This is a genomic window from Rhizobium sp. WYJ-E13 (genome assembly GCF_018987265.1).
Taxonomy (GTDB): Bacteria; Pseudomonadota; Alphaproteobacteria; order Rhizobiales; family Rhizobiaceae; genus Rhizobium.
Genome location: NZ_CP076854.1, coordinates 73969 through 100215, shown reverse-complemented (window position 1 = coordinate 100215; position 26247 = coordinate 73969). Strand labels below are relative to the sequence as shown.

The 26247-nt window shown below is 58.2% G+C and carries 22 protein-coding genes and 2 pseudogenes; 19 read left to right on the top strand and 5 right to left on the bottom strand.

The features are described 5' to 3' along the window. Nucleotides 1-5 precede the first annotated feature (5 nt). Nucleotides 6-1049, bottom strand: coding sequence for a PotD/PotF family extracellular solute-binding protein (locus KQ933_RS22000; protein ID WP_216759984.1), 1044 nt, complete (start codon nucleotides 1047-1049; stop codon nucleotides 6-8). Nucleotides 1050-1104: 55 nt separating this feature from the next. Beyond that, the gene (locus KQ933_RS21995) at nucleotides 1105-2217 is read right to left on the bottom strand and encodes an ABC transporter ATP-binding protein (protein ID WP_216759983.1); all 1113 of its coding nucleotides are present in this window, start codon (nucleotides 2215-2217) and stop codon (nucleotides 1105-1107) included. A 576-nt stretch (nucleotides 2218-2793) separates the two neighbouring features. On the opposite strand from KQ933_RS21995, the gene KQ933_RS21990 reads away from it, so the two are divergent. The 7 genes and pseudogenes from KQ933_RS21990 (at nucleotide 2794) to KQ933_RS21960 (ending at nucleotide 9478) form a co-directional block, all read left to right on the top strand. After that, nucleotides 2794-3723: an ABC transporter substrate-binding protein gene (locus KQ933_RS21990; RefSeq protein ID WP_216759982.1), complete on the top strand. Its 930-nt coding sequence runs from the start codon at nucleotides 2794-2796 to the stop codon at nucleotides 3721-3723. A 5-nt stretch (nucleotides 3724-3728) separates the two neighbouring features. Continuing rightward, nucleotides 3729-4604: an amino acid ABC transporter permease gene (locus KQ933_RS21985; RefSeq protein ID WP_216759981.1), complete on the top strand. Its 876-nt coding sequence runs from the start codon at nucleotides 3729-3731 to the stop codon at nucleotides 4602-4604. A 68-nt stretch (nucleotides 4605-4672) separates the two neighbouring features. Next, a complete protein-coding gene (locus tag KQ933_RS21980; RefSeq protein ID WP_216759980.1) occupies nucleotides 4673-5803 on the top strand; it encodes a sugar phosphate isomerase/epimerase family protein in 1131 nt (376 codons plus the stop codon). Nucleotides 5804-5968: 165 nt separating this feature from the next. After that, nucleotides 5969-6712, top strand: a complete 744-nt coding sequence (locus KQ933_RS21975; protein ID WP_216759979.1) for a GntR family transcriptional regulator — start codon at nucleotides 5969-5971, stop codon at nucleotides 6710-6712. 402 nt (nucleotides 6713-7114) lie between these two features. Next, nucleotides 7115-7291, top strand: coding sequence for a hypothetical protein (locus KQ933_RS33835; protein ID WP_367882550.1), 177 nt, complete (start codon nucleotides 7115-7117; stop codon nucleotides 7289-7291). Beyond that, complete coding sequence (locus KQ933_RS21965) at nucleotides 7246-7716, top strand: plasmid pRiA4b ORF-3 family protein (protein WP_253958385.1); 471 nt, start codon at nucleotides 7246-7248, stop codon at nucleotides 7714-7716. Before KQ933_RS33835 ends, KQ933_RS21965 begins: the two co-directional genes overlap by 46 nt. A 361-nt stretch (nucleotides 7717-8077) precedes the next feature. Beyond that, nucleotides 8078-9478: pseudogene (locus tag KQ933_RS21960) on the top strand (ISKra4 family transposase). 411 nt (nucleotides 9479-9889) lie between these two features. Here the strand turns inward: KQ933_RS21960 and KQ933_RS21955 are convergent. Then, entirely contained in the window at nucleotides 9890-10783 is an 894-nt protein-coding gene (locus KQ933_RS21955; protein WP_216759976.1) for an AraC family transcriptional regulator, read from the bottom strand. Between the two features lie 116 nt (nucleotides 10784-10899). Then, nucleotides 10900-12105, bottom strand: a complete 1206-nt coding sequence (locus tag KQ933_RS21950; RefSeq protein WP_216759975.1) for an ABC transporter substrate-binding protein — start codon at nucleotides 12103-12105, stop codon at nucleotides 10900-10902. 208 nt (nucleotides 12106-12313) lie between these two features. Between KQ933_RS21950 and KQ933_RS21945 the strand changes: the two genes are divergently transcribed. The 3 genes from KQ933_RS21945 to KQ933_RS21935 are packed head-to-tail and all read left to right on the top strand — an operon-like array spanning nucleotide 12314 to nucleotide 14077. Further along, the gene (locus KQ933_RS21945) at nucleotides 12314-12820 is read left to right on the top strand and encodes a DUF4863 family protein (RefSeq protein ID WP_216759974.1); all 507 of its coding nucleotides are present in this window, start codon (nucleotides 12314-12316) and stop codon (nucleotides 12818-12820) included. After that, the gene (locus KQ933_RS21940; RefSeq protein ID WP_216759973.1) at nucleotides 12807-13433 is read left to right on the top strand and encodes an NADPH-dependent FMN reductase; all 627 of its coding nucleotides are present in this window, start codon (nucleotides 12807-12809) and stop codon (nucleotides 13431-13433) included. The genes KQ933_RS21945 and KQ933_RS21940 overlap by 14 nt, the downstream gene beginning before the upstream one ends. After that, a complete protein-coding gene (locus KQ933_RS21935) occupies nucleotides 13430-14077 on the top strand; it encodes a flavin reductase family protein (protein WP_216759972.1) in 648 nt (215 codons plus the stop codon). The genes KQ933_RS21940 and KQ933_RS21935 overlap by 4 nt, the downstream gene beginning before the upstream one ends. A 59-nt stretch (nucleotides 14078-14136) precedes the next feature. On the opposite strand, the gene KQ933_RS21930 is transcribed toward KQ933_RS21935, so the two are convergent. Further along, complete coding sequence (locus tag KQ933_RS21930; RefSeq protein ID WP_216759971.1) at nucleotides 14137-15033, bottom strand: LysR family transcriptional regulator; 897 nt, start codon at nucleotides 15031-15033, stop codon at nucleotides 14137-14139. 311 nt (nucleotides 15034-15344) lie between these two features. On the opposite strand from KQ933_RS21930, the gene KQ933_RS21925 reads away from it, so the two are divergent. From KQ933_RS21925 to KQ933_RS21885, 9 genes and pseudogenes are all read left to right on the top strand, one after another. Next, nucleotides 15345-16298, top strand: a complete 954-nt coding sequence (locus KQ933_RS21925) for a dihydrodipicolinate synthase family protein (protein ID WP_216760762.1) — start codon at nucleotides 15345-15347, stop codon at nucleotides 16296-16298. A gap of 52 nt (nucleotides 16299-16350) precedes the next feature. Continuing rightward, a complete protein-coding gene (locus KQ933_RS21920; protein WP_216759970.1) occupies nucleotides 16351-16902 on the top strand; it encodes a 3-hydroxyanthranilate 3,4-dioxygenase in 552 nt (183 codons plus the stop codon). 87 nt (nucleotides 16903-16989) lie between these two features. Next, nucleotides 16990-17805, top strand: coding sequence for an aspartate dehydrogenase (locus KQ933_RS21915; protein ID WP_216759969.1), 816 nt, complete (start codon nucleotides 16990-16992; stop codon nucleotides 17803-17805). Between the two features lie 109 nt (nucleotides 17806-17914). Then, nucleotides 17915-19354 carry an NAD-dependent succinate-semialdehyde dehydrogenase gene (locus KQ933_RS21910; protein WP_216759968.1) on the top strand — a complete coding sequence of 480 codons (1440 nt, stop codon included), beginning with the start codon at nucleotides 17915-17917 and terminating at the stop codon, nucleotides 19352-19354. Nucleotides 19355-19455: 101 nt separating this feature from the next. Then, entirely contained in the window at nucleotides 19456-20217 is a 762-nt protein-coding gene (locus tag KQ933_RS21905) for an ABC transporter ATP-binding protein (RefSeq protein WP_216759967.1), read from the top strand. Next, the gene (locus tag KQ933_RS21900) at nucleotides 20207-20956 is read left to right on the top strand and encodes an ABC transporter ATP-binding protein (RefSeq protein WP_216759966.1); all 750 of its coding nucleotides are present in this window, start codon (nucleotides 20207-20209) and stop codon (nucleotides 20954-20956) included. The genes KQ933_RS21905 and KQ933_RS21900 overlap by 11 nt, the downstream gene beginning before the upstream one ends. A 3-nt stretch (nucleotides 20957-20959) precedes the next feature. Next, on the top strand, nucleotides 20960-21847 hold the full coding sequence (locus tag KQ933_RS21895) for a branched-chain amino acid ABC transporter permease (protein WP_216759965.1): 888 nt from the start codon (nucleotides 20960-20962) through the stop codon (nucleotides 21845-21847). Nucleotides 21848-21879: 32 nt separating this feature from the next. Then, a complete protein-coding gene (locus KQ933_RS21890; RefSeq protein WP_216759964.1) occupies nucleotides 21880-22872 on the top strand; it encodes a branched-chain amino acid ABC transporter permease in 993 nt (330 codons plus the stop codon). A gap of 390 nt (nucleotides 22873-23262) precedes the next feature. Continuing rightward, nucleotides 23263-26237 (top strand): annotated as a pseudogene (locus KQ933_RS21885) (Tn3 family transposase). Nucleotides 26238-26247: the final 10 nt, after the last annotated feature.

Genomic DNA, 26247 nt, shown 5'->3' with positions numbered 1-26247 from the left:
ACTCCTCAGCCTGCCACGAGTGCGTCGAACTGGCGGATCCAGTCGGCGCGGTTCTTGTTGATGGCGACCCAGTCTGGATAGACCATGTTGCCGAGTTGCTCGCGGGTCACATAGGCCTCGATCTCAGGGGTGAGCGCGACGTCCTTGTTGGTCGGAAACATCTCGGTCGGCGGCAGCTTCAGCTTGTCCTGCGCAGCCTTGGAGATGGCGGCGTCCATATAGGCATAGGCCGCATCGAGGTTCTTTGCTCCCTTGGTGAGGTGGATGTTGACAGGCGCTGCCGGAGCGCCGGTTTCCGGAGCGACATATTCGGCCTTGAGGCCCATCGACTTCAGGCGGGCGACATTGCCGGTCGAGCACATGAAGACCGCGATTTCGCCCTGCTGGAACAGCGTCATCTGGTGGTTGGTGCTGTCGACGACGCCCTTCAGATGTTCAGGATGGTCCTTGAACAGCTTGAAGACGGCATCCATGTCGTTCGGACCCGAGCCGAAGATCTTCGCCATTTCCGTATAAGCCATGACGGCCGTGTTCGAGCCGAAACCGGTCCAGGAGACGAGGCCGCTATAGGCCTTGTTCTCGAACAGGTCGCGATAGCCCCTCGGGCGCGGCACGAGGTCGGGATTGTAGGCAATGCCGTTGACTTCGATGGTCACGGTCGGGCCGTATTCACCCTGGAACGCCGGATCGAGCATCGACCAGTTCTTCAGGCGGCTCGGATCGATCTTCTGGATGATGTCGTTCTCGATGGCGACGGCCATCTGGCCGGGCGACATCAGCAGCGTGTCGTAGGGCGGGTTGCCGGGGCTCGCCATGACCTTGGCAAGCTGGTCCTGCGCCATCGAGGGGGCGATGGTCAGGCTGTAGCCGGCTTCCTTGACGAGTGGGCTGAGAACGCTGCGATAGCCGTCTTCCCAGTTGCCCGGAAAGGTCGCGGCGATCGCGGTTTCGCCTGCTGCTGCACGGGCAGCGAAGGGCATTGCGGAGGCTGCGGCAACGCCGGCAGCGAGAAGGCCGAAATGGCGGCGGGTCATTTTGAAGTCGTTCATGCTGTCACCTCTGTTGGTTGTCGTTGTTCATTCTCTGGGCATTCAAAGGGGGTATTCACTGGATGCTTTCCGGTTCGGCCGGAAATGCGTGACACCTGCGGGTGTCGATCTCTGCGAAAAGTTGGGCACCGATATCGGGAATGGCCGTGCCGGGACCGCGAACCTCGGAGGCGCGCAGGCTAGTACCGTCATCGAGCACGAGGTCGTGGATCAGCGTCGGGCCGAGCGGCACGGAAACGGTGACACGCACGGCGGGCGCATTCACGCCCGGCTGCGTCATCAGGCGGACCTCTTCGGGCCGGAAGGTGATGGTGACATCCGAGCCCGTGGTGAAGCTCAGGCGGCGCGGCAGGACGAGGTTTCCGCCGCTCTTCAGAGCGATGACCGTGCTGCCTTCGCCGAGTTCGGCAACAGTGCCCTGGAGAACGTTGGTCTGGCCGATGAAGGTGTTGACGAACAGGGTCTTCGGCCGGTCGTAGACGGCCATCGGCGTGTCGATCTGCTCGACATTGCCCTTGTTCATCAGCACCAGACGGCTGGCGAGGCTCTGGGCCTCCTCCTGGTCGTGGGTGACGATCAGCGTGGTGATGCCGAGCGTCTTCTGCAGATGAAGGAGTTCGACCTCCAGGTCGAAGCGCAGCGCCCGGTCGAGAGCGCCGAAGGGTTCGTCGAGAAGCAGCAGCGACGGACGACCGGCGATGGCGCGGGCGACGGCGACACGCTGCTGCTGGCCTCCGGAGAGCTCGCGCGGCAGGCGGTTGCCATAACCATCGAGGCGGACGAGCGAGAGCATCTCCTCGACCCGAGCGTTTCGTTCCGCGCGCGACACCTTTTGGCAGGCGAGCGGATAGGCGATGTTTTCCGCGACGGTCAGATGCGGGAACAGGGCATAGTTCTGGAAGACCATGCCGATGCCGCGTGCACGGGCAGAGACATTGGCAAGGTCGTCGTCGCCCAGCACGATCCTGCCTGCCTTCGGCTGAATGAGGCCGGCGATCGCCCTCAGCACCGTCGACTTGCCGCAGCCGCTCGGCCCCAGAAGCGCAACGATCTCGCCGGCCTCGATATCGAAGGATATGTCGCTGACGGCATTCTGCCCGCCATAGCTATGGGTGACGCCCCGAACACTGAGCCGCTTGCGATCGTTAGTCTTTGCGATGTCCAGCATGTCGCTTCCCTGATCCTGCGTGGTGGCAATGAGCGCTCCGACGCCGGAGCATGTTCATGAAAAGGGAATTGCAAGGGCCGTGCCAGATTCGGAGTCCGTTGATCGAGACAAACTCAAGTCACTGATTAAAAGTTGCTTTTTATGATTTATAAAGTTTCGAAACTTTCTTATCATGAACTTCCGGCATTTATTGCGGAAGATTATTTGTCTAAAGTTTTGCCATTAAGGTTCGATGTCGTGCAGAATTCTGCACATTTATCGGCCGGATATCTCCAGCGTCTGGCGAGAAACAGGCAATTTCCCCGGCCACCAGCATCGTGAGAAGAATGGGGATGAGGGAAAAGGCGAGACTTGAGGCAGTTTTCGCCCAGAAAATCGACGCAAGGGCGATTTTTTAATCATTGTTATTTCGAACAAGTATGCGAAATAATATGCGAAACTTTATTCGGACAAACGATGAGGAAGATTTATTCGTTCATATTCAATCGCTTGATGCCGCGAAGGTGAAACTGGCACAGTGATTGCTTGGAAGATCCCAGAGAATTCATGCATGGCAAAATCGAAAAAGGGGATCCCATGAAGAACGTGCAGACAATCCTGAAGGCCGGCATCGCCACCGCGCTCGTCACTCTCATGGCGCTCTCCGGCCACGCCGCAGAGAGCGCGGCCGAGAAGATGGAAGCGACTGACGTTGCAAAGCTCCCCGGAGTGGTGCTGACACCGAAGCTGGTAGACGGCCTTCCCGCGTCGATCAAGGCATCCGGCACGCTGAAGGTGGCAACGGATCTGACCCCGCCGATCAGTTTCCATGACGATGACGGCAAGCTCGTGGGCATCGACGCCGATATCGCCGCGGCCCTCGGTGTTATCCTCGGCCTCGACGTCCAGATGACGGATGTCGGCGCCGGCGCCGCCATCGTTCCCGCAATCCTGTCCAAGCGGTTCGACATGACGATCTCTGGCATCAACGACGACGTCGAACTGGAAAAGCAGGTAGATGTCATCGACTATATGTATGACGCCACGACGATCATGACGATCAAGGACAACCCGCTCGGCATCAAAAGCATGGAAGACCTCTGCGGCAAGAAGGTTGCCGTTCCGGTCGGTACCTTCCAGGGCAAGATGGTCGAGGCCGCTTCGGCGAAGTGCAAGACGCCGATTGACATCATGGCGATCCCGAAGATGCCGGACGTGCTGCAGGCCGTGCGCACCGGTCGCGCCGATGCCACCGTCAACGGCTATGCGACCAGCGTCTATACGACCGAGCACCAGACCGGCAACGGCAAGGGCCTGCAGGCGCTTCCCGAAATCCGCCTCGCTGTCGGCTATCTCGGTATGCTGATATCGAAGGACAATCCGGAACTCCGCGACACCGTCGCCGCCGCCCTGCAGCAGATGGTCGACAGCGGCGCCTACGAGACGATCATGAAGAAGTGGAGCCTCGGCCCGCTCGCGGTGAAGACCGTCAAGGTCAACGACGCCGCCAGCATGCCTGCGGAGTAAACCTCATGACACTGTTCTCCGCACAGACAACGACAATGAGCCTGCCGCCACCGGCCATGCGGTCGATCAAGTGGGGACAGTTCGCAACTGGTGCCAGCGCGATCCTCGCGCTGGTGCTCCTCGGCAGCGTCGTCGCGCAAAGCCAGAGCGTGCAATGGTCCGAAATCCCTCGCTATCTCGTGCACCCCCAGATCCTGCGCGGCGTGCTGCTGACGCTGGAACTGACGGCCGGCGCCATGATCTTCGGCATCGGCCTCGGCTGCCCGCTCGCCGTCATGGCAACGTCGACGAACATCGTTCTGAAGGCGATTGCCGCAGGCTTCGTCTGGTGGTTTCGCGGCGTGCCGCTGATCGTCCAGATCTTCCTCTGGTTCAATATCGCGCTCTTCATTCCGCAGGTCGGGGTGGGCCACTACAGCATCTCGATCAACGATCTCGTCACACCGGCGCTGGCGGGCTTCCTGGCCCTCGGGCTGCACGAGGCCGCCAACATGTCTGAAATCATCCGCAGTGGCCTGCTTGCCATCGACCGTGGACAGCGGGAGGCGGCGACAGCACTCGGACTGAAGCCCCGGCAAACATTCCGCACCGTCATCCTGCCGCAGGCGGCGCGCCTTATCGTGCCCCCGACCGGCAACCAGGCGATCGGCATGCTGAAGGCCAGCGCCATCGTCTCCGTCATCGGCATGCAGGACTTGCTGACGCAGGCGCAGGTTATCTACGCCCGCAACTTCCTGGTGATCGAACTGCTGTTCGTCGCCTCCATCTGGTACCTCGCGATTACGACGATCGCGTCGATCGGCCAGCACTATCTCGAAAAGAGCCTCCAGCCGAAATACCGCAGCGGCGCCGACAGATCCCGCACGGCGAAACGCGGTTGAGGATAGATCAACAATAAAGGGCGTCGCCAGAGCAGCGGCGCCTGTCAGGAAACGACAAGGAGCACACAATGAAGCTTGGCATCGACAACATCAAACTGCCGGAATCGAAGAAGCGCGGCCCGCTCGGTAGCCTCGACCACGTCAAGGAACTGGGCCTTTCAGGCATCTTCTTCTCCACCGCGCTGGACATGAGCCCGACGCTCGACTTGGGTGAGCTGCGTGACATCAGGGCGAAGGCAGATGAGCTCGGCCTTTACCTCGAAAGCGGGGTTGGCAAGATCAACCCTTACTGCAGCGCCGAGGAACCCGCCCTGAGAGCGGCCGGTAACGGGGACATTATTGCCGGATTCACGCGGATGATCGAGGCGAGCGCCGCTATCGGCTGCTTCGAGCTCTGGGTCGCGCCCGGCAACTTCAAGTCCGAATATTGCGGCCGTCTCGCCAATGACCGCTTCCGCACCGACATCACCTGGGAAGACCAGTTGATCGGCATCGAGAAGGTGCTGCAGAAGCTTGCGCCCGTTGCCCGTGCGCATGGCGCGCATCTGAATATCGAGACCCATGACGAGATCACCTCCTTCGAAATCCTGCGGCTGATCGAGAAGGTCGGCGCCGATTGCGTCGGCGCCGTCTTCGACACGGCCAATGGCCTGCAGCGGGCCGAGCATCCGGTCTTTGCGGCGAAACGCCTCGCGCCTTTCGTTCGCCAGACGCACATAAAGGACGCCTACGTCGGCCGCGCGCCCGGCGGCCTCGATTTCCAGACCCGCCCGGTCGGCGGCGGCATCGTCGATTTCGAGACGATCTTGCCGATCCTCGCCGAGGCAAACCCCGCGCTCAACCTCTCGCTGGAGGTCGCAGCCTCCGTCGCCGACAAGCCGCGCAAGGCCAACCCACGCCAGTGCATCCAGATCGACGATCCGATCTGGCGCGCCGGCCATCCCGATCTCACGGCCGAAGAACTCGACGCCTACATGGCGCTGGTCGATGGCTACGAAAAGCGCGTCGCGTCCGGCGCGGTTCCGGACTGGGAGACCTACGAAGCCAGCCAGTACGGCTATCCGACCTACGAGCACCAGTCCTACGGCTTCGACGAGGCGATCGTCTTTATTAAGCAGTCGGCACGGCACATCGAGACCATCTGCAAGGACCAAGGCATCGCACTGAATTCGGCAGTGTCGGAGCGAAGGGCGGCCTAACGGGCCGAATAACGGCGGCTTCGGCCGCCCGATCTCGCCAGCCCACGGTGGAAACATCGAGTTGCGTACAAACTTTCTTATGGAAAAAATTACAGCGTGCAGATATCGGATATCTCGCGGCGTCCGGTCTGACGCAGAGGCTGTTGCCGAGCCTGGAGAGAAATGATGAAGAAGATGCGCCGTCAAAGCCTGAAACCGTCCACGACCGCCAATGGCACGGCGGACACCGTCGACAATGACGACGTATCCGAACGCATCCGCAACACGCTGGCAGCGGCGATCGGCGAAGGCGCGCTCAAGCCAGGCACCAAGATCCTTGAAGAGGCGATCGCCGAGCATTTCGGCGTAAGCCGCACCGTCGTCCGCGGCGCACTCGGCGTGCTTGAGAGCGACCATCTGCTGGAACGCAAGCGCAACCGCGGCACCTTCGTCGCCGAACCGAGCATCGAGCAGGCCAAGAACCTCTTCGAGGCGCGCCGGAAGCTGGAACGGATGCTGCTCGAACTCGTCATCCTCCGCGCAACGACAGACCAGCTCGACGCATTGCAGAAGCTGACGGACGAGGAAGAACACATCCATCATCACGGCGACGAGAAATCGAAGACGGTCCTGTCGGGTAAATTCCACATCGTGCTGGCCGATCTCGCTGGCAACCCGGTGCTGACCGAAATGCTCTCCAAGATCGTCGCACGCCTCTCGCTCGTTATGTCGCTCTACGAGGAGGATCGCAAGGACGACTGCGGCGCGGATCACCACCGCATGATCGTTACGGCACTGAAGGCGAAGGACCTCAGCAAGGCGCAGGACTTGATGGATCATCACCTCGCGGACATCGAAGGCCGGGTGCGGCTGACTGAGGGACAGGGCGACCGACATACGTTTATGGCGGTGCTGGAGAACTTTTCGTAGCACTCCGAACTTGGCCCTTGCGTGAAACAGCTCATACTTTCCATTACCGTTCGGCGATGATTTAAGCTCTTGAACGGATTCGAACCTACGACGCTCGAATCTTGAATTTGCTAAACCTTGAAATTCATTCATTTATCGTCATGACCGGCTGTGGGCTCGACAGCCGAATCAAACAGCTCTGAAGTAACCACAAGTCGCAGGCTTGCAGACCCCAGCATTATGGGGAGCATAAGGATTTGTGGGGTGGGCCGGAACGGAGTATGTCGTCGCCATTGAATTTCGACGGAACTGGTGAGCGTGAAGAGGGCAAGACGAACAACGAGAGCTCGCGGGGACACGGCGACCTCTGAGGATGAAGTTTTCGGCCTGCAATTCCGTATCTGGTTGAAAGACGTAAGCCCGATGGTGTGGCGCAGGGTCCAGGTTCTCTCGACAATCAGCCTGCGCGAATTTCATGGCGTCCTTCAGGTCGTAATGGGATGGGAAGGCATCCACCTTTATCAGTTCATCATTCACGCCGCGCGGTACGGCTCGTGGGAGACGGGAGCCCGGTCCCCGCCAAGACGCTTGGCGAATTGAAGCTGCGCAAAGGCAGCCGGTTCCTTTACGAGTACGACCTCAACATTCTATGGGAGCACGAGATCCGGCTGGAGGAGCGCCAGCCAGTCAAACCGGGTGCTCACTATCCGGCATGCATGGGAGGCGGCTGCGACTGTCCGAAGGAAGACTGCGGCGGACCCGAGGCTTGGATGTGGCGGCACGACAACGCCTTCGGCTATGAGACGATGCACGACCTGGAGATCACGACGGAGTTTTTGCAGGAGGCTGCCGAAACGAAATCCCTTGCTGCGCTGGACGATCCCGGCCGCTCGGAGGAACTGCGCGGGGCACTGGATAGACTGAGGGAGCGCGCAAGTTGGCTGGGAGAGCGCTTCGAACACCGGAAGACGAATGAACGCCTGCAACAGGGCGAATATCTGATACTCATGCACCAGCAGATGTAACCGGTCTGTTGTTGCGATCCGTCGAAGAAGATCAGCCGCCAGGAGAGCTGCATCATCACCGCGATCGCGCCGGATGCCCGAAAGCAGAGCGCGAGCGGCCGGATCCGGTGACCTGATCGAATTTCCGGCGCAGGGTCGCCACGGTTGTTTCGAAGATAGTCGATACCCTCCCAAATGAGAATGTTGGCGACGGCATTGGCGGCACGCTCGATCGAAGTCATGGCGGTTTACCAGATGATTTTCGGATTGCTAACCCGTATTCGATATCACTGTTTCCGGCACGAAGAGCGGAAACGGCTGTTTTGCAAGCATCCGATTTTCCACTCCGGCCATTCTGGAAAACTCGATGCGGGAAGACGACATGCGGGCGCGGTTGGTATTGCAGATGATGGATGGTGACGGCGAGACGATCGCGACCGAGACCGTTGCGGATTTGGCGAAGGTGACGAAAGGCGCCGAGGATCTCGGACTGTCATTGTCGGAGGCGAAGACCCTGCTAGCCAAGTTGCAGCAGGCGATGGTGGAGACGCAGGTGGAATTGTGGCTCAGGGAAAACCGCGATCTGGATGGTTGCCGTCTGCGCAGCAAGGGAAGTTATCCCGTCACCTTCCATACGCTGTTCGGCGACATCCGGCTGAAGAGCCCGCGCTATTGCTTGCCACGGACGGCCGGAGGGAACGGCCCAGCAACGATCTCACCTCTACGGAAACTGATCCCTGACCACATTGCACCTGAACGCCTTTATCTGGAGACCCGGTGGGCCTCACTCGTGCCCTACGCCGCCGCGGCCGAACTACTGGCCGACGTGCTGCCGATTGATTGCGGCGCCAACGCCACCACAGTCCGGCAGCATGCGCTGCGCACCGCGTGCCGGATCGAGCGGGAACTGACGGAAGAGCGGGTGTCCTTCATGCAGGATGCCTGCCCGCGCGACTGGATGAACCTGCCCATTCCGGATGGCCGCATCGTCATCGGCCTGGATGGCGGATACATCCGCGACCGCAACGACCGGAAGAAGAATTTCGAGCTGATTGTCGGCCGTTCGCTGCCCGAAGACGGCGATCCGCGATACATCGGTTTCGTCCATGGCTATGACCGCAGGCCGCAGCGGCGCATCCTCGATCACCTCAAGAAGCAGGGTGTTCAGGCCAATTAGGATATCACCTTCATCACCGACGGTGGCGAAGAAGTGCGCTCGCTCGCCGAGATGATCGCACCGGCGAGCGAGCATGTCCTCGACTGGTTCCATATCACCGTGCGCATCACGGTCCTTCGCCAGTTCGCCCAGGGGCTCGAAAACCACAACGAGCAGGCTGGACAGGCTATGCTCGAAACTCTGCGCAAGATCAAATGGTATCTGTGGCATGGCAATAGCTATCGTGCCCGGGATGAAATTGCCGACCTGCAATTCGATGCGGAAGGAACCGAGACGGACTATCCGAACATGCGCAAGTTCCTGACGGCGATCGGAGAGTTCCAGGCCTACATTGCCTCCAACAGCGCGAGCCTGATCAATTACGGCGAGCGCTATCGCTCTGGAGAGCGCATCTCCTCGGCCTTCGTTGAGGCGACCGTCAACGCCGTTATCTCCAAGCGTTTTGCCAAGAAGCAACAGATGCAATGGAGCAGGACCGGTGCGCATCTTCTGCTGCAAACCCGAACACAGACCCTCGACGGCTCACTGCACTCGACCTTCCGGCAGTGGTATCCAGGCCTGGCCAACGACAATCATGAGAACGACGAAACACCCCGCGCCGCGTGATCGCCCCACAAATCCTCATGCTCCCCTGTTCCTGGGGTCAGAACAAGATCAGTGCGAAATCGTACGCTAACAGAATTCGTGCAGATTTTCCGTAACTTACGGCCTGTGCTGAAACATGACCTTTTAGGGTGAAATCCTATTTAGCGCGCATTTTAGGAAACGAATGTCGGTCTCCAGCATCACTTTCCCGCCTAAGCGTACGATTTCGCACTGATCTTGTTCTGACCCCTGTAGGCGGACGTAATATCGTCCGGATTGCCCGAACGCCCGCACGCGCGACACCACTTGTTTGCTTTTTCTGGCCGGATGACAAATGCCTTAGGATTTTCACCAGCTGACATTGTCTGGAACAATCTCAGTTGCAATCTCCATGTGTTGGGCGGAGATCTTCATCGACTTGGCGGCTTGCAATCAGTTTTGTCTTAAACGTCGATACTGATCAGGCGTCATCCCCATCAATTCTTTGAATGCTGTCCCGAAAGAGCTTTGGCCAGAGTAGCCGACATCCTGCGCGATGCTTGTGAGTGTTGATTGGTTCCTGGCCAGGAGTTCACAAGCGCGCTCGATCCGCTTTTCCAAATGCCACCTCAGAGGAGGCCTGCCTGTAGTCAGATGGAACGCGCGACAGAGATGTTCCTTGGAGATCCCGATCAATTCCGCCAATTCCGTAAGCCGGACCGTACGATCAAGGTTCGCTTCAAGATGGTTGCACACCCGCCGTAATTGCCATGGCGCCAGATTGCTTTCGCTTTGGGACGAAGAAAGCGGTTCCATTGATTTATATCGCAGCAATCTTAAAGCGATCAGATTAGCACGACTTTCCATTTCGAGCTTCGACGGTGGATCGCTGCGCTGAAACGCTCGATGGACATACGCGTCGAGCTGGCTACTCATTTCGGCATCAAGGTACATCACCCTGTCACTGCGAACGAGAGCAGCGTCTGGTGAGCCGGAAGTCGTTGTTTTACCGTATATATCCTGAAGAAAAGCCTGGCTTACGTAAAGATGCGCAAACCGTATCGCGGACGAAGCCACAAACCTGAGTTCGCGCCCTGCTGGGTGAACCGAAAACCCTCGTGGCCGCAAGCGCTCGGACTTAAAGGCGTCGGGACGCACCCGCTCGACAAGCGCACCGGACAAACGCACGGCAATGACGTGGCAAGGCTGATGGTCGGGGCGAGTGCAGGTGTTGAAGCCTTTCGGGGCGTCCCAAATTGCCACCGGCATAGGCCAAGAGCCATCGACTCCCGCCCAGTCCAAAAGCTCCACGCCCTCTCTCTTCGGCAGCTCCTCACGCGATATCATGTTGCCCCCGCCAGAAAATCCGACGTCGGAGAGGATATCACGTCGTCCAGAGACGGCAAGATCGCTTCGCCGTCGCTGCATAACGAGGTCGAACGAGCGTCGCGTTGGTAAAGGCCCTACTTTTTTACCAATGGGCAGGCGCTTTCTGCGAGCGGTCGTACGGTATCTTGTGCCGGTATGGTGGAGAGGACCTTGTAATAGTCCCAGGGATAGCGGACCTCGTCAGGCTTCTTCACCTCGACCAGGTACATGTCGTGAACCAAGCGGCCATCTTCTCGAATGAAGCCGTCCTTCGTGAAGACGTCGTTCACTTTCGTCTTGCGCATCTGTTCTGCGACCTTGACCGGATCGTCGTCCTTCAAGGCCTCCACGGCCCGCAGGTAGTGGGTAACGGCCGAATAGACTCCCGCCTGGGCCATAGTCGGCATGGATCCGTGTTTCTCGAAAAAGCGCTTGGACCAGGCGCGCGTCTCGTCGGTTCGATCCCAATAGAAGCCTGTGGTCAGCCGCATCCCCTGGGCGCTTTCGAGACCGATACCGTGGATGTCCGAGATAAAGACCGCAAGACCCGCAAGCTTGACACCGCTGGAAGTGCCGCCGAACTCGGCGAACTGCTTGACCGTATTGATTGTATCCGCGCCCCCATTCGCAAGCGCGATCACGTCTGGACTCGCTCCTTGTGCCTGCAGAATGAAAGAGGACAAATCCGGAGAATTAAGCGGGTGCTTCACCGTGCCGACGATTTTTCCTCCACGGCCTTCGACGATCTTGGTAATGTCGGACGTCATCGTCTGCCCAAACGCATAGTCGGCGGCGATGATGTACCAGTTCTTAAGGCCCTCATCCAGCATCGCGCGACCAGTGGAAATGGCTACAGAGTAGGTGTCCCATACCCATTGGAATCCCGTCGGCATGCACGCCTTTCCGGTCAGATCCGCAGTACCGGCGCCAGCATAAATCACCAGCTTATGGCGCTCGTTGGCGATCGATTGTACGGCGAGTGCCACCGAAGAGTTTGGCACGTCCATGACAAGGTCGACGCCTTCTTCATCATACCAGCGCCTGACGAGCGCCGAACCAAGGTCCGCCTTGTTTTGATGGTCGGCGGAAATGACTTCGATCGGTGCGCCTGCGACTTTACTACCGTAATCCTCGACTGCCATCCGCGCAGCAATTTCGCCGCCCGGCCCGGACAGGCCCGCGAACATGCCGGTATAATCGGTCAGCACGCCAATCCGGACCGTGTTCTTCGATATTTCTGCGAATGCATTCGTGCAGCTCAAAGCCGTGAATGCCAACAAAGCTGTAGCAAGCTTACGCATGGGAACCCCTCTTTTTTATTTGATCCTTCGATGAAGGCAGGGGAACGGCGGCAGTGCAACGGCCTTTCCAAAATTTCAGGCCGCTTGCCGCACTTCATATCAATTCAGCAACAAGTGGATCAATCCGGCGCAAAATCTCGGCTGTCATCTCAATACCATCATGGGGATCCGGCGCGGCAGACCGGAAAAACCGAAGAGGAGAACAGAGATGATTGATGAAACAGACCTTCCCACGGGCAAACACAAACCGGAACTGATCCGGCACCTCGAACAGCTTATCAGCTTCATTGGAGAGAGTGCACTCGACCAGGAACTTGAGGCCCGCCTGAATGACGTATTCGGTCCTCATACCGAGAGTTTTCAGGAGATGAAGCGGCTTCTTCGGACCGGAATTGACGAGCAATGGGCCTGCTACAAGATCATTGACGGTCCCGACTATTGCCGCGGGCGCCTTGGTGTCGTTGCCGACGGACACCACGACTTCGTCGTCGAGAGCGCAAAGCTGAAAAATGTGAAGGGCAACTTCCACACCCATCCGCTCGGCGAGATCAACATGATCCAGCCCGTCGATCCTGAGGGGCAGTTCTGCGGGAAGGGAGAGGGCTGGAAAGTGTTTGCGCCCGGTACCAGCCACTACCCGACCGTAACCGGCGGCGCTTGCACCTTCATTTTCCTGTTGCCGAAGGGAGCGATCGAATATCATGACGAACATTGAGACGATCACCGGTAGAGCACCGGCTGATGGGGCACTCGCGCGCGTATTGGCCTTTTCTGGCAGCACCCGGGCGGGATCGTGGAATTCAGTCCTTCTCGGAATTGCAGCTGAGGCGCTCAGGTCACAAGGCGTGGACGTGCGGGAAATCAATCTGCGCGACTATCCGTTTCCGATCTATGACGGTGATCTTGAGAGCAAAGATGGCGTTCCCTCACAGGTGCTTTCGCTACGGCGCATCATCAAGGAGCATGATGGCCTCCTGTTCGCCTGCCCGGAGTACAATGGATCCGTCACTCCTTTGCTGAAGAACACATTGGATTGGTGCTCTCGGCCTGGCGACGGAATGGCACCTCTTGAACCGTTCAGGCTCAAGCCATCGCTGATCGTCGGAACGTCGATCGGTCCTTTTGGCGGAATTCGCGCGATTGGGCACTTACGGGCGATCCTGAGCAAGATGGGGGCTACGGTTTTTCCTGAGGATCTGGCGATCCCGAATGCTCAAAGAGCTTTCGCGAATGGCGAGCTAGTCGGGGGTGCCAATACTGACTTCCTTCACCGGCTTGCCGGCGTTTTTGCCCAGCAACTGGCAAACTTCCGCGAGGCTGTCAGATGACTCATGTCTCTCTTCGCGATCTCACGACGCGGCAGCGCTATTGGTTGATTACCGGAAGCGTCGGTCCGCGTCCCATCGGTCTGGTAACCAGTCTGCGCGAAGACGGTCATTGTAATGCTGCTCCGTTCAGTGCCTTTAATTATCTAAGTGAAGAACCGGCACTTCTGATGATTGGGGTCGATCTCTATGGCGACGAGAGCCACCGTCCAGGAGAGCGCAAGGACACATTAGCCAATATCGAGGCTCGCGGTGAGTTCGTGGTGAACATGGTCGACGAACCCATACTCGAGCGAGCGGTTCGCTGCGGTACGGATCATCCATCGCACGTCTGTGAGGCCGACGAGGTCGGGCTGCGACTTGCTCCTTCCGACCAGATATCGGTGCCCCGGATCGAGGAGGCACCGATCGCTTGGGAGTGCCGGCTTTTCAAGGTGCTGGAATACGCAAAATTCCGTTCGATCATCCTTGGAGAGATCGTCGGCATGTATTTCCGTGATGACCTCCTGGACGAGCAAAAGATGCGCGTGCGTGTCGAGCGTTACCAGCCGATCGGGCGCTTGGGTGGACCGAACTACTGTCGCTCGTCCGACCGGCTCGTCGTTCCGGTTCCTCCTTACGACACCAAGGGGACGCCGAGGGAGTAGATGTCATGCCGGGAACCGTTGCACGCCACTCTAATCTGTTCTCGGCGTTAAAAGTGTGCTCAGTCCGGCACAATCTGCCTGGTATGTCGTTTAACGATGCCTTCGAAGCTCGCGAGGGCAGGGGACATCGATCGTCCACTGGGGCGTATCATGATGATGTCTCGAGAGATTGGCTCGAGGAGCGGCCTGACGACGATCTTCGGATTTGCAACAGTTCGAGCGTATGTCGGAAGCACGGCGACCCCCAGGCCGGCCGTCACCAGCGCAAGCGCTGTCGTGATTTGGGTGACCTCATACGCTGGGTTGAGTTCGATTTGGGCGTTCTCGAAACCAACCTCGACGAGAAGTCGGATGGCGCTCTCTCGGGAGAGCGTGACAATCTGCTGATTTGCCAACTGGCTCCAGGTCACAGTGTCTTGTCTCGCGAACGGGCTTTCTGCCGGGCAGAACAACAGCAGCTGATCGCGCGCCAACGAGGAACGCTCAATATTGCCTTCGAGCGCCGAAAACGTGCCGATGCCGCAATCGACCTGTCCGTTGCGGACAGCTTCGATGATGATGTCGTTGCGGGCGTCCATGATACTGACCGTCAGTCCAGGATAGCTTCTTTGAAGCTCGGCGATCGCCGAAGGCAAAAGAACCGCAGCCAGCAGCGGCGGTGCTGCAACGATGATCCGCCCACGCCGACGCTCGGCCAGCTGCCCAGCGTTTTCAACCGCAAGATCCAGATCCTCCCTGATTTTGCTTGCTGCCCCCTGAAACTCCCGCCCGGCCTCGGTGAGTTCGACGCGCCGGGTCGTTCTGTCGAGGAGCCGCACTCCAAGTTCGGCTTCAAGCTCCCGAACAAGCTGAGAGAGCGCGGGTTGGGCGACCCGCAGCATTTCTGCTGCTTTCGTAAATGTCCCCTGTGCCGCAACTGCCAGAAACGCATCGATCTGTCGAAGGGTAATCGCCATAAGTGACTCTATTTATATGGAAATCATCTTAATTAATAACAATACCCTGCATTGTTGTATAGGCCGCTCCCTGTCATCATCCTTGCAACAGATCGGAGATGGAGGCTCACACCCGCTATGACAGTTGAGCCAACCGAACGGTCAGTCACCTCGCATAAGGTAAACCAACATTCCGAAACCAGTCCGACCGGCCCTGAAGGCCGCCGTGACTGCGCAGAATGTGGCCGGACATGCCCGATTGCGTTGTGCAGCAAGAGCCATGTCTTCCTCGAGGAACAAGAGGTTGGACAGCCTATAAGGGACCAGAATTCATGAAGTACGCTAAGAAGGACGCAAAGGCATACGCGCGCCAGCATATGAAGGGTATCTGGGCTGCGGCCCTCATGCCTTTTACGGAAGAGCTCGAGGTTGACGAAGACGGCTTCCGCAAAAACATTCAGCACTGGATTGACGATCTGAAGATCGATGGCTTCTTCATTGCCGGCAAGCAGGGTGAGTTCTTTTCGATGTCGCTCGATGAGCGCAAACGAAACTTCGAGCTTGCGGTCAAGGCGGCGGGCGACCGGGCTTCAACAATCATGTCATGCTCTGATCAGAACATGGACGTCGTAATCGATTTGGCGAAGCACGCACAAAAGATCGGTGCTGATTACATCGTCGTTCACGCGCCAGTGCTTCACTTCTTCAAGGAGCAGGAACAGACGGTTTATGAATATTACAAGGCGATCGCTGACAAGGTCGATATCGGTATCGCTCTCTGGAGCCATCCGGACAGTGGATACCTGCTTTCGCCGGAGCTTTGCAATCGTCTCGCCGATATCGAGAACGTGGTCGCGATCAAGTATAGCGTGCCAAGGCCCATGTATGCGGAACTGACGAGACTCGCGTCGGACCGTATCCTGATCAGCACGGCTTCCGAGGAAGAATGGTTGGACAACATTCTCGAACTTGGATGGCAGCTCTATCTTTGCTCGTCGCCGCCTTACCTTATCCAAACCGCGAACGATTTGCGAATGCGCGAATACACAGATCTCGCCTTCGCGGGCGAAGCTGAAAAGGCCCGTACGGTCCGCGACAGCCTGCAGCCGGTGCGCGACGCCCTGCGTAAGACGCGGCCTGCCGAGAAGCCGCACTCGCACCAGAAATACTGGCAGCAACTTCTTGGCCAGGTCGGAGGGCGCGTGCGGCCTCCCATGCTCGAACTCACCGAAGCAGAAAAAGCAAACACTCGCGCGGCGTTTGATGCGAGCGGGCTGAAGCTTTGAACTGGCAATCCTGAAATCCGCGTGAAGCGGAGACAACAAATGAGGTGGAACAATGTCTATACAAGGTCGTCTGAAGGCATTCAACTTTGCCAAGTGGATCGAAGAGCATCAGCATCTCCTGAAGCCGCCCGTCGGTAACCAGCAGATCTGGACAGATTCCGATCTCATGGTCACGGTTGTCGGGGGCCCGAACCAGCGCACCGATTACCATGATGACCCTGTCGAGGAGTTTTTCTACCAGCTCAAGGGCGATATGGTTCTCAAGGTCGTCGATGACGGCGTTCATTATGACGTGCCCATCCGTGAAGGCGAGATCTTTCTGTTGCCACCTCATGTCCGGCACTCCCCGCAACGTCCGCAGGAAGGTTCGATCGGTCTGGTTGTCGAACCAAAGCGGCCGGACGGCTGGCTTGACGCCTTCGAGTGGTATTGCTTCGAGTGCTCGAACCTCGTGCATCGTGTCGAAGTCGACCTCGTGAGCATCGTCGATGACCTTCCTCCGCTCTATAAGGCGTTTTACGGGAACGAGGAGGCGAAGACCTGCAAGCACTGCGGCACCCTTCATCCCGGCAAACAGCCGCCGGCTGGCTGGGTGTGCCTCTAAACCCGACGAACGTGCTCCCCGTGAGCCTTCGAATGTTCGGCAGCTTGTTCACAAGAGCTCACCCATATTGTCAGGATCAAGAGAACGATGACCCATCTTCATAGACCCCTACGGATTGGCTTCATCGGCTGGGGAGCCATCAATCAGCGAGTTGCCGAGCTAGTTCGCCAACGCCGCGGCGAGCAAATCACCTTCGCAGTGATCTGTCTGAAGGACCCTGCAGACGCTCAGAATGTGCCTGCGGGCACCGCTGTTGTCACCGATCCCGCACACCTTGAGAACCTGGCACTTGATCTTCTCGTAGAGGCTGCTGGCCGCGGTGCTGTCAGCGAATGGGGCGAAGCCGCACTAAAGCATGCCAAGGCGGTCATAATCGCATCCGCCAGTGCATTTTGTGACGACGAGTTGCTCTCGCGCCTTGTCTCGACGGCAGCTACGAATGGAAGTCAGCTCTTGGTCCCGCCTGGAGCACTGGCGGGAGTGGACGCGGTCGCGGCTGCCTCGGTTCTCGCGCTTGATGAGGTTATCCATCGTATCGTCAAGCCACCGACTGCATGGCAAGGAACAGAAGCGGAGAGGCTGATACACCTCGATGATATCAGAGTTTCCGAAACCTTCTTCTCGGGGACTGCGCGAGACGCCGCAGCCCGGTTCCCGCAGAACGCCAATGTGGCGGCAATCATTGCTCTTTCCGGCCTCGGCCTCGACAAGACCCAAGTCGAGCTGGTGGCAGATCCGGGCGCGAGGGGCAATCGTCACGAGCTTTTCGCCCGCGGAGATTTCGGCACGATGAACGTATCGATCGAGAACCGCCCGCTGGCGACAAACCCGAAATCATCCGAGCTTGCCGCGCTTTCACTGGTGCGCCTGGTCGAGAGCAGGTTCCTCCCGTTCGTCCTGTAAGGCTTTCTCGCTTCCGAGTTAGCAGCAGACCCGCATATCCGCCCGACGCTCGCGTCGGGTCCGTTTCTTGCACCCATGATCCGGTGCTCAAACAACTCTAGGAGCCGAAATGAAAGCGTATGCTTATCCCGACCTTCACCTCTACATCGATGGTGGTTGGCGCAAGACGGCCGACACTGTGCCGGTGCTCAATCCCGCCGACGAGGCGGTCCTTGGAGCGCTACCGGTCGCCGCCAAGGCTGATCTGGATGACGCCCTTCATGCCGCAGACCACGGCTTCAAGGTCTGGAGCCGAACCGCCCCCCGGCACAGGGCTCAAATCATGATGAAGGCGGCCGCCTTGATGCGGGAACGTATCGAAGAGATCGCCGCAGCCATCACCATGGAGCAAGGTAAGCCGCTTTCCGAGTCTCGCCTCGAAGTCATTCGCGGCTGCGAGTTTTTCGAATGGGACGCCGGAGAGGCCCAGCGTACCTACGGCCGGGTGATTCCGAGCGAACCCGGAATTCGCTACATCGTCGTTCATGAGCCCGTCGGTATGGTTGCGGCATTCTCGCCCTGGAATTTCCCGATGAGCCAGCCGTCACGGAAAATCGCCGGCGCTCTCGCGGCCGGGTGCTCGATCATCATCAAGGCAGCAGAGGAAACGCCGGCCGGAGCCTACCATATCGCCAGGGCATTACACGATGCCGGGCTGCCCCGAGGCGTTTTCAACCTTGTCTTCGGCGTCCCCGCCGAAGTATCACAATACCTCATTCCTCAGAAGCAGACCGGCCTTATCGCCTTTACGGGCTCGACATCTGTCGGCAAGCATCTGACCGAACTTGCCGCACGTAATCTCAAACCCGTGCTCATGGAACTTGGTGGGCACGCTCCCGTCATCGTTTGCGACGACGTCGATCCGGTGGCAGCGGCCAACCTTTCAGCAATGCGCAAGGCAAGAAACGCTGGCCAGGTTTGCACCTCACCGACGCGGTTCTTCGTTCAGGAACGCCTGTACGAGGCCTTTGCCGCTGCTTTCGCGGAGCGCGCGCGCGCAGTGACGATTGGGAATGGCTTCGATCCCAACACGCAGATGGGACCTGTCGCAAACCACCGCCGAATTGATGCGCTGACGGCGCTCGTGGAGGACGCGCGGTCAAAAGGCGCGAAGGTTCTCGCCGGTGGCGAGAAATCGTCCAATCGGGGATACTTCTTCCCCGTGACGGTTCTTGCGGACGTACCCCCCGACGCACGGGTGCTGTCAGAAGAACCCTTTGGGCCTCTGGCCGTGATCAATCCTGTCGGATCGATTGACGAAGCAATCGAGAAAGCGAATTCTCTTCCTTTCGGTCTTGCAGCATATGGGTTCACGCACTCCGCAGCCAATGTCGATCGCCTTGCGAGCGGTATCGAGGCAGGCAATGTATCGATCAATACGTTGGAGGCCTCTGTCGCGGAAACCCCGTTCGGTGGCGTAAAGGACAGTGGATACGGGCGGGAAGGCGGAGCCGAGGGGCTTTCACACTATACGCATGTCAAGACCGTCTCACATCGGATGGCGCTGTAGTTGCTGGCCGGCGGAAAAGCGAAGGGGGGGTCGACGTTTCGATCCCGCATTGCGGGAAGAGCTGTTTTGAAATCAGAGCCGACGAGGCGGGAGTGTGATCCGTGAGCGACATAATATTATCCACCTCGGGCCTCACGAAGGAGTTTGCCGGCTTCTCCGCGGTCAAAGGTGTCAATCTGGAAGTTCGGCGTGGTTCCTTACACGCCCTGATCGGTCCGAACGGCGCAGGCAAGACAACATGCTTCAACCTGCTGACAAAGTTCTACACGCCAACAAGCGGCTCGATCACTTATAATGGCAAGGACGTAACCGGCAGGAAGCCTGCGGAGGTCGCAAGGCTTGGACTCGTCCGTTCGTTTCAGATTTCCGCGGTGTTTCCCAAATTGTCGGCACGCGAGAACGTGCGCGTGGCCCTGCAACGCAAACGCGGCGACTCCTTCTACTTCTGGCGCTCCGAGAAAACACTGGAGGAGCTCGATGACGAAGCCCTGCGGCTGATCGAGGCAGTCGGTCTTACCTCCTACGCCGAAGTTCCGGCTGGAGAGCTGTCCTATGGGCGCAAACGCGCCCTTGAGATCGCCACGACGCTCGCGCTTGATCCGGAAATGCTCCTGCTGGATGAGCCTATGGCGGGGCTTGGCCGGGAGGATATTCAGAGGATCGAAGCGCTCATCAAACGTGTTGCCGCCAATCGGACAGTGTTGATGGTCGAGCACAATCTCTCCGTCGTTGCATCGCTCTCCGATCGTATCACCGTCCTTGCGCGGGGCCAGATCCTCGCAGAAGGCGATTATGCGACCGTCTCGAAAGATCCAAGAGTGATCGAGGCTTATATCGGTTCGGGAGGCGGCCATGTCCACTGACAACACCTCGGTTTTAAACGGTTCGCAAAAATCCAGTCTTGCCCCTCTGCTCAAGGTTAGCGGCCTCCAGGGCTGGTATGGCGAGAGCCACGTTCTCCACGGGATGAATTTTGAAGTCTTGCCCGGCGAAGTCGTAACCCTCCTCGGAAGAAACGGCGCCGGCAAGAGCACAACGTTGAAAGCTATCATGGGGATGTTGGGTCGACGACGCGGCTCCATCCTGTTCGAAGGACAGCAGACCATCAGCCTCCCATCCCGTCGAATTGCAAGACTGGGGATCGGCTATGTTCCTGAGGATCGGGGTATCTACGCTTCATTGTCGGTGGAAGAGAACCTTCTCCTGCCGCCGCAGGTCAAACCTGGCGGGATGAGCACGGAACGCGTCTTCGCAATGTTTCCAAACCTCAAGGAGCGGATCAACAGTCACGGGAAGAAGCTTTCAGGCGGCGAGCAGCAAATGCTTGCCATAGGACGAATTCTTCGTACTGGCGCCCGGCTCTTGCTGCTCGACGAACCGACCGAAGGGCTGGCCCCTGTGATCATCGATCAAATTGGAAGAACGATCACAGAGCTTAAGAACGAAGGCTACACCATCGTTCTCGTCGAGCAGAATTTCCATTTTGCGGCAACACTGGCGGATCGACACTACGTGGTCGAGGAGGGGCATGTGGTTGACATGATCCCGAACGCCGAGCTTGCCGTCAATGTCAACAAGCTTCACAGCTATCTCGGAGTGTAGGCGATGCAGGATCTTCTCGGTATTCCGCCTCAAGTTCTTCTCGGGCAGCTCCTCCTGGGTCTGATCAACGGTTCCTTCTATGCAACTCTCAGTCTCGGGCTCGCTATCATTTTTGGCTTGCTCAACATTATCAATTTCGCTCACGGCGCGCTCTATATGATGGGAGCATTCGTCGCCTGGATTTGTTTGAATTACCTGGGTATCAACTACTGGGCGGCTCTCGTAATCGCGCCACTCGTTGTCGGGGCCTTTGGCATTCTGATTCAGCGTCTGCTGATCGCCCGGATCGCTCATATCGATCACCTCTACGGGTTGTTGCTGACGTTCGGTGTTGCGTTGATCGTTCAGGGTCTTTTCCGGAATGAGTTCGGTTCTACGGGGCTTCCGTACCAAATTCCACGTGCGTTACAGGGAGCCTGGAACCTCGGCTTCATGATCCTGCCGATCTACCGCGGATGGGTTGTCGCAATCTCGCTTGTTGTCTGCCTGGCAACCTGGTTCATGATCGAAAAGACAAAACTCGGAGCCAATCTGCGAGCGGCCACGGAGGATCCGGCGTTGACCCAGGCATTCGGCATTAATGTGCCTCTGCTTGTAACGTTAACCTACGGGTTTGGCGTGGCTCTCGCTGCATTTGCCGGCGTACTCGCAGCGCCGATCTATTCCGTCAATCCGAACATGGGTGGAGATCTCATCATCGTCGTGTTCGCGGTCGTCGTCATTGGTGGAATGGGATCCATCATGGGCGCTATCGTGACTGGCTTTGGCCTGGGTGTGGTCGAAGGGCTTACCAAGGTCTTCTATCCCGAGGGATCTGCAACGGTGATCTTCACCATCATGGTCATCGTCTTGCTTGCGAAGCCGGCCGGTCTGTTCGGGCGCGTCGCATGAGCGGCGCCACATTACAAAAAAAGGGGAACATCATGGCAGACACCAGCGCGCCGGCAGCATTCGTGCCGATAACTTCCGCACGCGACGAGGAAAGAAAGACCGCTCGTCTTCACCGTGGCGTCATCCTTGGATTGGCGATCGTGCTGGCACTTGCGCCGTTCGTCGCGTATCCGATTTTCATCATGAAAGTCCTTTGTTTTGCGCTCTTCGCACTGGCTTTCAATCTACTCCTGGGTTTTGGCGGGTTGCTATCTTTCGGTCACGCGGCCTTTTTTGGGGTCGCCAGCTACGTGAGCGCATACTCCGCGAAAGCCTGGCACCTTCCTCCCGAACTGGCAATTCTAGCGGGGACCATGGTAGCGGCAGCTATTGGGCTTGTCTTTGGCGCGATCGCCATTCGGCGGCAGGGGATTTACTTTGCGATGATCACGCTGGCGCTTGCCCAGATGCTCTATTTCTTCGCGCTGCAGACCCCTGGTTTTACCGGAGGCGAGGACGGGATACAGTCGGTGCCTCGCGGCCGCCTGTTCAATATTTTCGATCTGGGTAACGATCGGGTTCTCTATATCGCGGTGGTTGTCATTTTTCTTGCCGGCCTGTGTGTCGTCTATCGTATCGTGCACTCGCCTTTCGGCCAGTTGTGCAAGGCTATTCGAGATAACGAGCCGCGCTGTATTTCCCTCGGTTATGACGTCGACCGGTACAAACTTTTGATGTTCGCTCTCTCTGCTACACTCGCCGGATTGGCTGGTGCGACGAAAGCCATCGTTTTTCAACTGGCGTCACTGACCGATATTCATTGGTCTACCTCGGGGGAGGTGGTGTTGATGACCCTAGTCGGAGGCCTGGGTACGATTTTCGGACCTGTAGCCGGAGCTTTGGTTGTGGTCGCAATGCAGAACTACCTGGCACCTTTGGGCGCATGGGTGACGGTCGTGCAGGGTGTCGTATTCGTTGGCTGCGTGCTTTCATTCCGCGAAGGGTTGGTGGGGTTGATTTCGAAGTTTATACGGCGCCCACTCTAGTAATGGTAGTGATCCATGTGTTGCGATGCATGGAATTTTACAGCTGCAGCTTGGAGCCGCAAAAACGCTAAGATCCAGCGGCGGCAATGAGTGATTTGTCCGGCCGGTATCATAGTCGCACGGAGAAACGCCACGTCGTCAAGAGACGTGATGGACGCGGTACGAGGTCAGCACAATGAACTCCCCCCTCCAACGCGCGACTCCATGGGGTCAGAACAAGAGCAGTGCGAAATCGTACGCTAAGGTCGAACGAAACCGGAACGATGCCTTAGATCGGATGTGCAACATCCGATCTCTGTGGATTGCCATCGACATGCGCCAGTTTTGATTTCTCTGTTCGGCCCGACTCGACAACGCTTCACGCAGATTGGTCATGAATGGAGTCGGGCGATGGCAAAGCGCAAGCTTCTCAAAGATCAAGATCGACGGAAGCTTGTCGATATCCCAGTCGACGAGGACAGCTTGATCCGCCACTATTCGTTGTCATTAGCGGATCGCCTGGAGATCGAACTGCGGAGACGTAATCACAATCGGCTCGGCTTTGCCATCCAGCTATGTCTAATGCGATACCCGGGTCGAGTGCTTGGAGCAGAAGAAACTCCGCCTGGCGCGATGCTGAGATATGTTGCTGATCAGATCGGCGCCGCCCCAGACGAATTTGCCCTCTATGCACGCCGTGAAGAAACCCGTCGGGATCATATGGCGCGGCTAATGGTGTATCTCGATACGAGAAGCGCGACGGTGCAAGATCGCCGCGCCGCGCTATTGGCGGCAATTCAAGCGGCGACCATGTCCGACGACGGTGCTGTGATAGCCAGTTCGCTTGTCGCAACGTTTCGCGAACGCGGAGCTCTTTTGCCGGCGATCGACACGATCGAACGCATCGGCCTTGCCGGCCGTGCCATAGCCCGGCGCCGGGCAGAAAAAACCCTGATTGAAGACATCCCACTCGATAGGCTTCAATCACTGGATAGGCTGTTAGAGGTTGACCCGTCGATCGGCCAGACGCGATTTCATTGGCTGCGTTCGGCGCCAGAAGCGCCGGCTGCGGCGAACCTCGTCGGGCTGACCGAGCGGATAGCTTTTCTGCGTCGGCTGGAGATCGATCCGGAACTGCAGGCGCGCGTGTCATCCGGACGGTGGGACCAGATGATCCGGGAGGGCAACGCAACGCCGGCCTGGCTTGCCAACGACTTCAACGCCAGCCGCCGCCACGCTCTGATCGTGGCTCAGGTCATCAAGCTCTGCCAGAAGCTCACGGACGATGCGGTAACGATGTTCATCAAACTGATGGGCAAGTTGTTCTCGCAAGCCAACAATCGAAAGAAGCAGCGACAGATGGACTGCAGAGCGAATATCGCCAAAGCGCTGCGCATGTTTTTAGATACGATCACCGCACTGCAATCCGCCAACGACTATGTCGGAACGCATTGGATGTTCTCGACCAAAGAGTTGGCTGGGACCGGCTGCTTCGGATGAAGCCTGAGCTTTAGTCGATGGTCGACGACAACGAGGCACCGCCGTTGTCCGTGGCAGCCGAGCAGTATGCGACCGTCGACAAATACACTGGTGCGTTCCTTCAGGCCTTCACGTTCCGCTCGGCGTATCTTCACGACCCGCTTCTGGCGGCAATTGCGCTGCTGAAACGGCTTTATGCCGAGAAGCGGCGGACACTTCCGGATCGCGTGCCGCTCACCCACCTCAGCCAAACCGATCGACGGCTTATCTTCGAACAAGGGAAACCTGATCGCCGTCTCTTCGAGATCGCCACGCTAGCGGTTTTGCGAGACCGGCTTAGATCTGCGGACATTTGGGTCGACGGCAGCCGATCTTTTCGTCCGATTGACGAGCATCTGATGCCGCGGTCGACATTCATCGCGATGAAGGAAGAAGATCGTCTCGGTTTGGGGGTCGAAGGTGACGGCGCACAGTGGCTTGCCGAAGCCTGTCAGATGCTCGAGTTCAACCTGCAGCGTCTGGCGCACAGAGCACGATCCGGAAAGCTCGAAGGAGTTCGTCTTGAGGCCGGAACGTTGATCGTCACACCGACCGTCGGCGAAGTCCCCGTGGAAGCAGAGGAACTGAATGCCGAGATCAGCGACATGTATCCGTTGGTCGAGGTTCCCGACTTGTTAAGGGAAGTGCATGAATGGACCGGCTTTGCGGATCACTTCACGCATGTTCGCACCGGTGACATCCCGAAAAATGTCTCTGCGATGTTGGCTGGCGTGCTGGCGGATGCGACCAACCTCGGCCCGAAACGAATGGCGGGCGCATCCAAGGGGATCAGCGCTCACCAGATCGGCTGGATGCGCACCTTCCATGCTCGGTCAGAGACCTATCGCGCGGCACAGGCGTGCATCACCGATGCGCACACCCGCCATCCGCATTCCCGCCTTTGGGGCAACGGCACGACATCTTCCTCAGACGGTCAATTCTTCCGAGCGAGCGACCGAGCTGCAAAACGCGGAGACATCAATTTGCATTACGGCAGCGAACCCGGATCGAAATTCTACAGCCATCTGTCAGATCAATACGGCTACTTCAGCATTTTGCCCATCAGTCCGACCGAAAGCGAGGCGGCCTATGTGCTTGACGGACTATTCGATCAGGACACGGTCCTCGAGATCCAGGAACACTTTACCGATACGGGCGGCGCGAGTGATCACATCTTCGGGCTATTCGCCCTGATCGGCAAGCGGTTCGCACCGCGACTGCGCAATCTCAAAGACCGGAAGTTCCACACGTTTGAGAAGGGCGATGCATATCCGGTCCTGTCGAACCATATCGGGGCGCCGATCAACACTACCCTGATTCTCGACCATTGGGACGATCTGCTCCATCTCGCGGCGTCGATCACGACGCGGTCCGTGGTGCCGTCTACGATCTTGAAGAAGCTGTCCGCATCTCCAAAGCAAAGCCATCTGGCGAGGGCGCTCCGCGAACTCGGTCGGATTGAGCGTTCGCTCTTCATGATCGAATGGTACTCAAGCCCGGCACTACGGCGAAGATGCCAAGCCGGTCTCAACAAGGGCGAGGCCCCCCATAAACTGAAGCGCGCTGTCTTCTTCCATGAGCGGGGCGAGATCCGCGACCGGTCGTACGAAAGCCAGGCGTTCCGCGCCTCTGGTCTCAACCTTGTCGTCAGCGCAATCGTCCACTGGAATACGGTCTATATCGAACGGGCCATCACCCACTTACGCAAAGCGCGTCGCGAGATTCCTGATCATGTGCTCAAGCACGTCTCGCCTCTGAGTTGGGAGCATATCAACCTTACCGGCATCTACACCTGGGACGCGGAACATCAGATGCCCGAAGGCTTCCGGTCGCTCAGACTTCCGGCTAGGCTAAGGGACGCTGCGTAAGTTCTCATTC

Bases quoted from the DNA above. Each gene is read 5' to 3' on its own strand.
- KQ933_RS22000 (WP_216759984.1), bottom strand. From the start codon at position 1,049: ATGAACGACTTCAAAATGACCCGCCGCCATTTCGGCCTTCTCGCTGCC.
- KQ933_RS21995 (WP_216759983.1), bottom strand. From the start codon at position 2,217: ATGCTGGACATCGCAAAGACTAACGATCGCAAGCGGCTCAGTGTTCGG.
- KQ933_RS21990 (WP_216759982.1), top strand. From the start codon at position 2,794: ATGAAGAACGTGCAGACAATCCTGAAGGCCGGCATCGCCACCGCGCTC.
- KQ933_RS21985 (WP_216759981.1), top strand. From the start codon at position 3,729: ATGACACTGTTCTCCGCACAGACAACGACAATGAGCCTGCCGCCACCG.
- KQ933_RS21980 (WP_216759980.1), top strand. From the start codon at position 4,673: ATGAAGCTTGGCATCGACAACATCAAACTGCCGGAATCGAAGAAGCGC.
- KQ933_RS21975 (WP_216759979.1), top strand. From the start codon at position 5,969: ATGAAGAAGATGCGCCGTCAAAGCCTGAAACCGTCCACGACCGCCAAT.
- KQ933_RS33835 (WP_367882550.1), top strand. From the start codon at position 7,115: ATGGTGTGGCGCAGGGTCCAGGTTCTCTCGACAATCAGCCTGCGCGAA.
- KQ933_RS21955 (WP_216759976.1), bottom strand. From the start codon at position 10,783: ATGATATCGCGTGAGGAGCTGCCGAAGAGAGAGGGCGTGGAGCTTTTG.
- KQ933_RS21950 (WP_216759975.1), bottom strand. From the start codon at position 12,105: ATGCGTAAGCTTGCTACAGCTTTGTTGGCATTCACGGCTTTGAGCTGC.
- KQ933_RS21945 (WP_216759974.1), top strand. From the start codon at position 12,314: ATGATTGATGAAACAGACCTTCCCACGGGCAAACACAAACCGGAACTG.
- KQ933_RS21940 (WP_216759973.1), top strand. From the start codon at position 12,807: ATGACGAACATTGAGACGATCACCGGTAGAGCACCGGCTGATGGGGCA.
- KQ933_RS21935 (WP_216759972.1), top strand. From the start codon at position 13,430: ATGACTCATGTCTCTCTTCGCGATCTCACGACGCGGCAGCGCTATTGG.
- KQ933_RS21930 (WP_216759971.1), bottom strand. From the start codon at position 15,033: ATGGCGATTACCCTTCGACAGATCGATGCGTTTCTGGCAGTTGCGGCA.
- KQ933_RS21925 (WP_216760762.1), top strand. From the start codon at position 15,345: ATGAAGTACGCTAAGAAGGACGCAAAGGCATACGCGCGCCAGCATATG.
- KQ933_RS21920 (WP_216759970.1), top strand. From the start codon at position 16,351: ATGTCTATACAAGGTCGTCTGAAGGCATTCAACTTTGCCAAGTGGATC.
- KQ933_RS21915 (WP_216759969.1), top strand. From the start codon at position 16,990: ATGACCCATCTTCATAGACCCCTACGGATTGGCTTCATCGGCTGGGGA.
- KQ933_RS21910 (WP_216759968.1), top strand. From the start codon at position 17,915: ATGAAAGCGTATGCTTATCCCGACCTTCACCTCTACATCGATGGTGGT.
- KQ933_RS21900 (WP_216759966.1), top strand. From the start codon at position 20,207: ATGTCCACTGACAACACCTCGGTTTTAAACGGTTCGCAAAAATCCAGT.
- KQ933_RS21895 (WP_216759965.1), top strand. From the start codon at position 20,960: ATGCAGGATCTTCTCGGTATTCCGCCTCAAGTTCTTCTCGGGCAGCTC.
- KQ933_RS21890 (WP_216759964.1), top strand. From the start codon at position 21,880: ATGGCAGACACCAGCGCGCCGGCAGCATTCGTGCCGATAACTTCCGCA.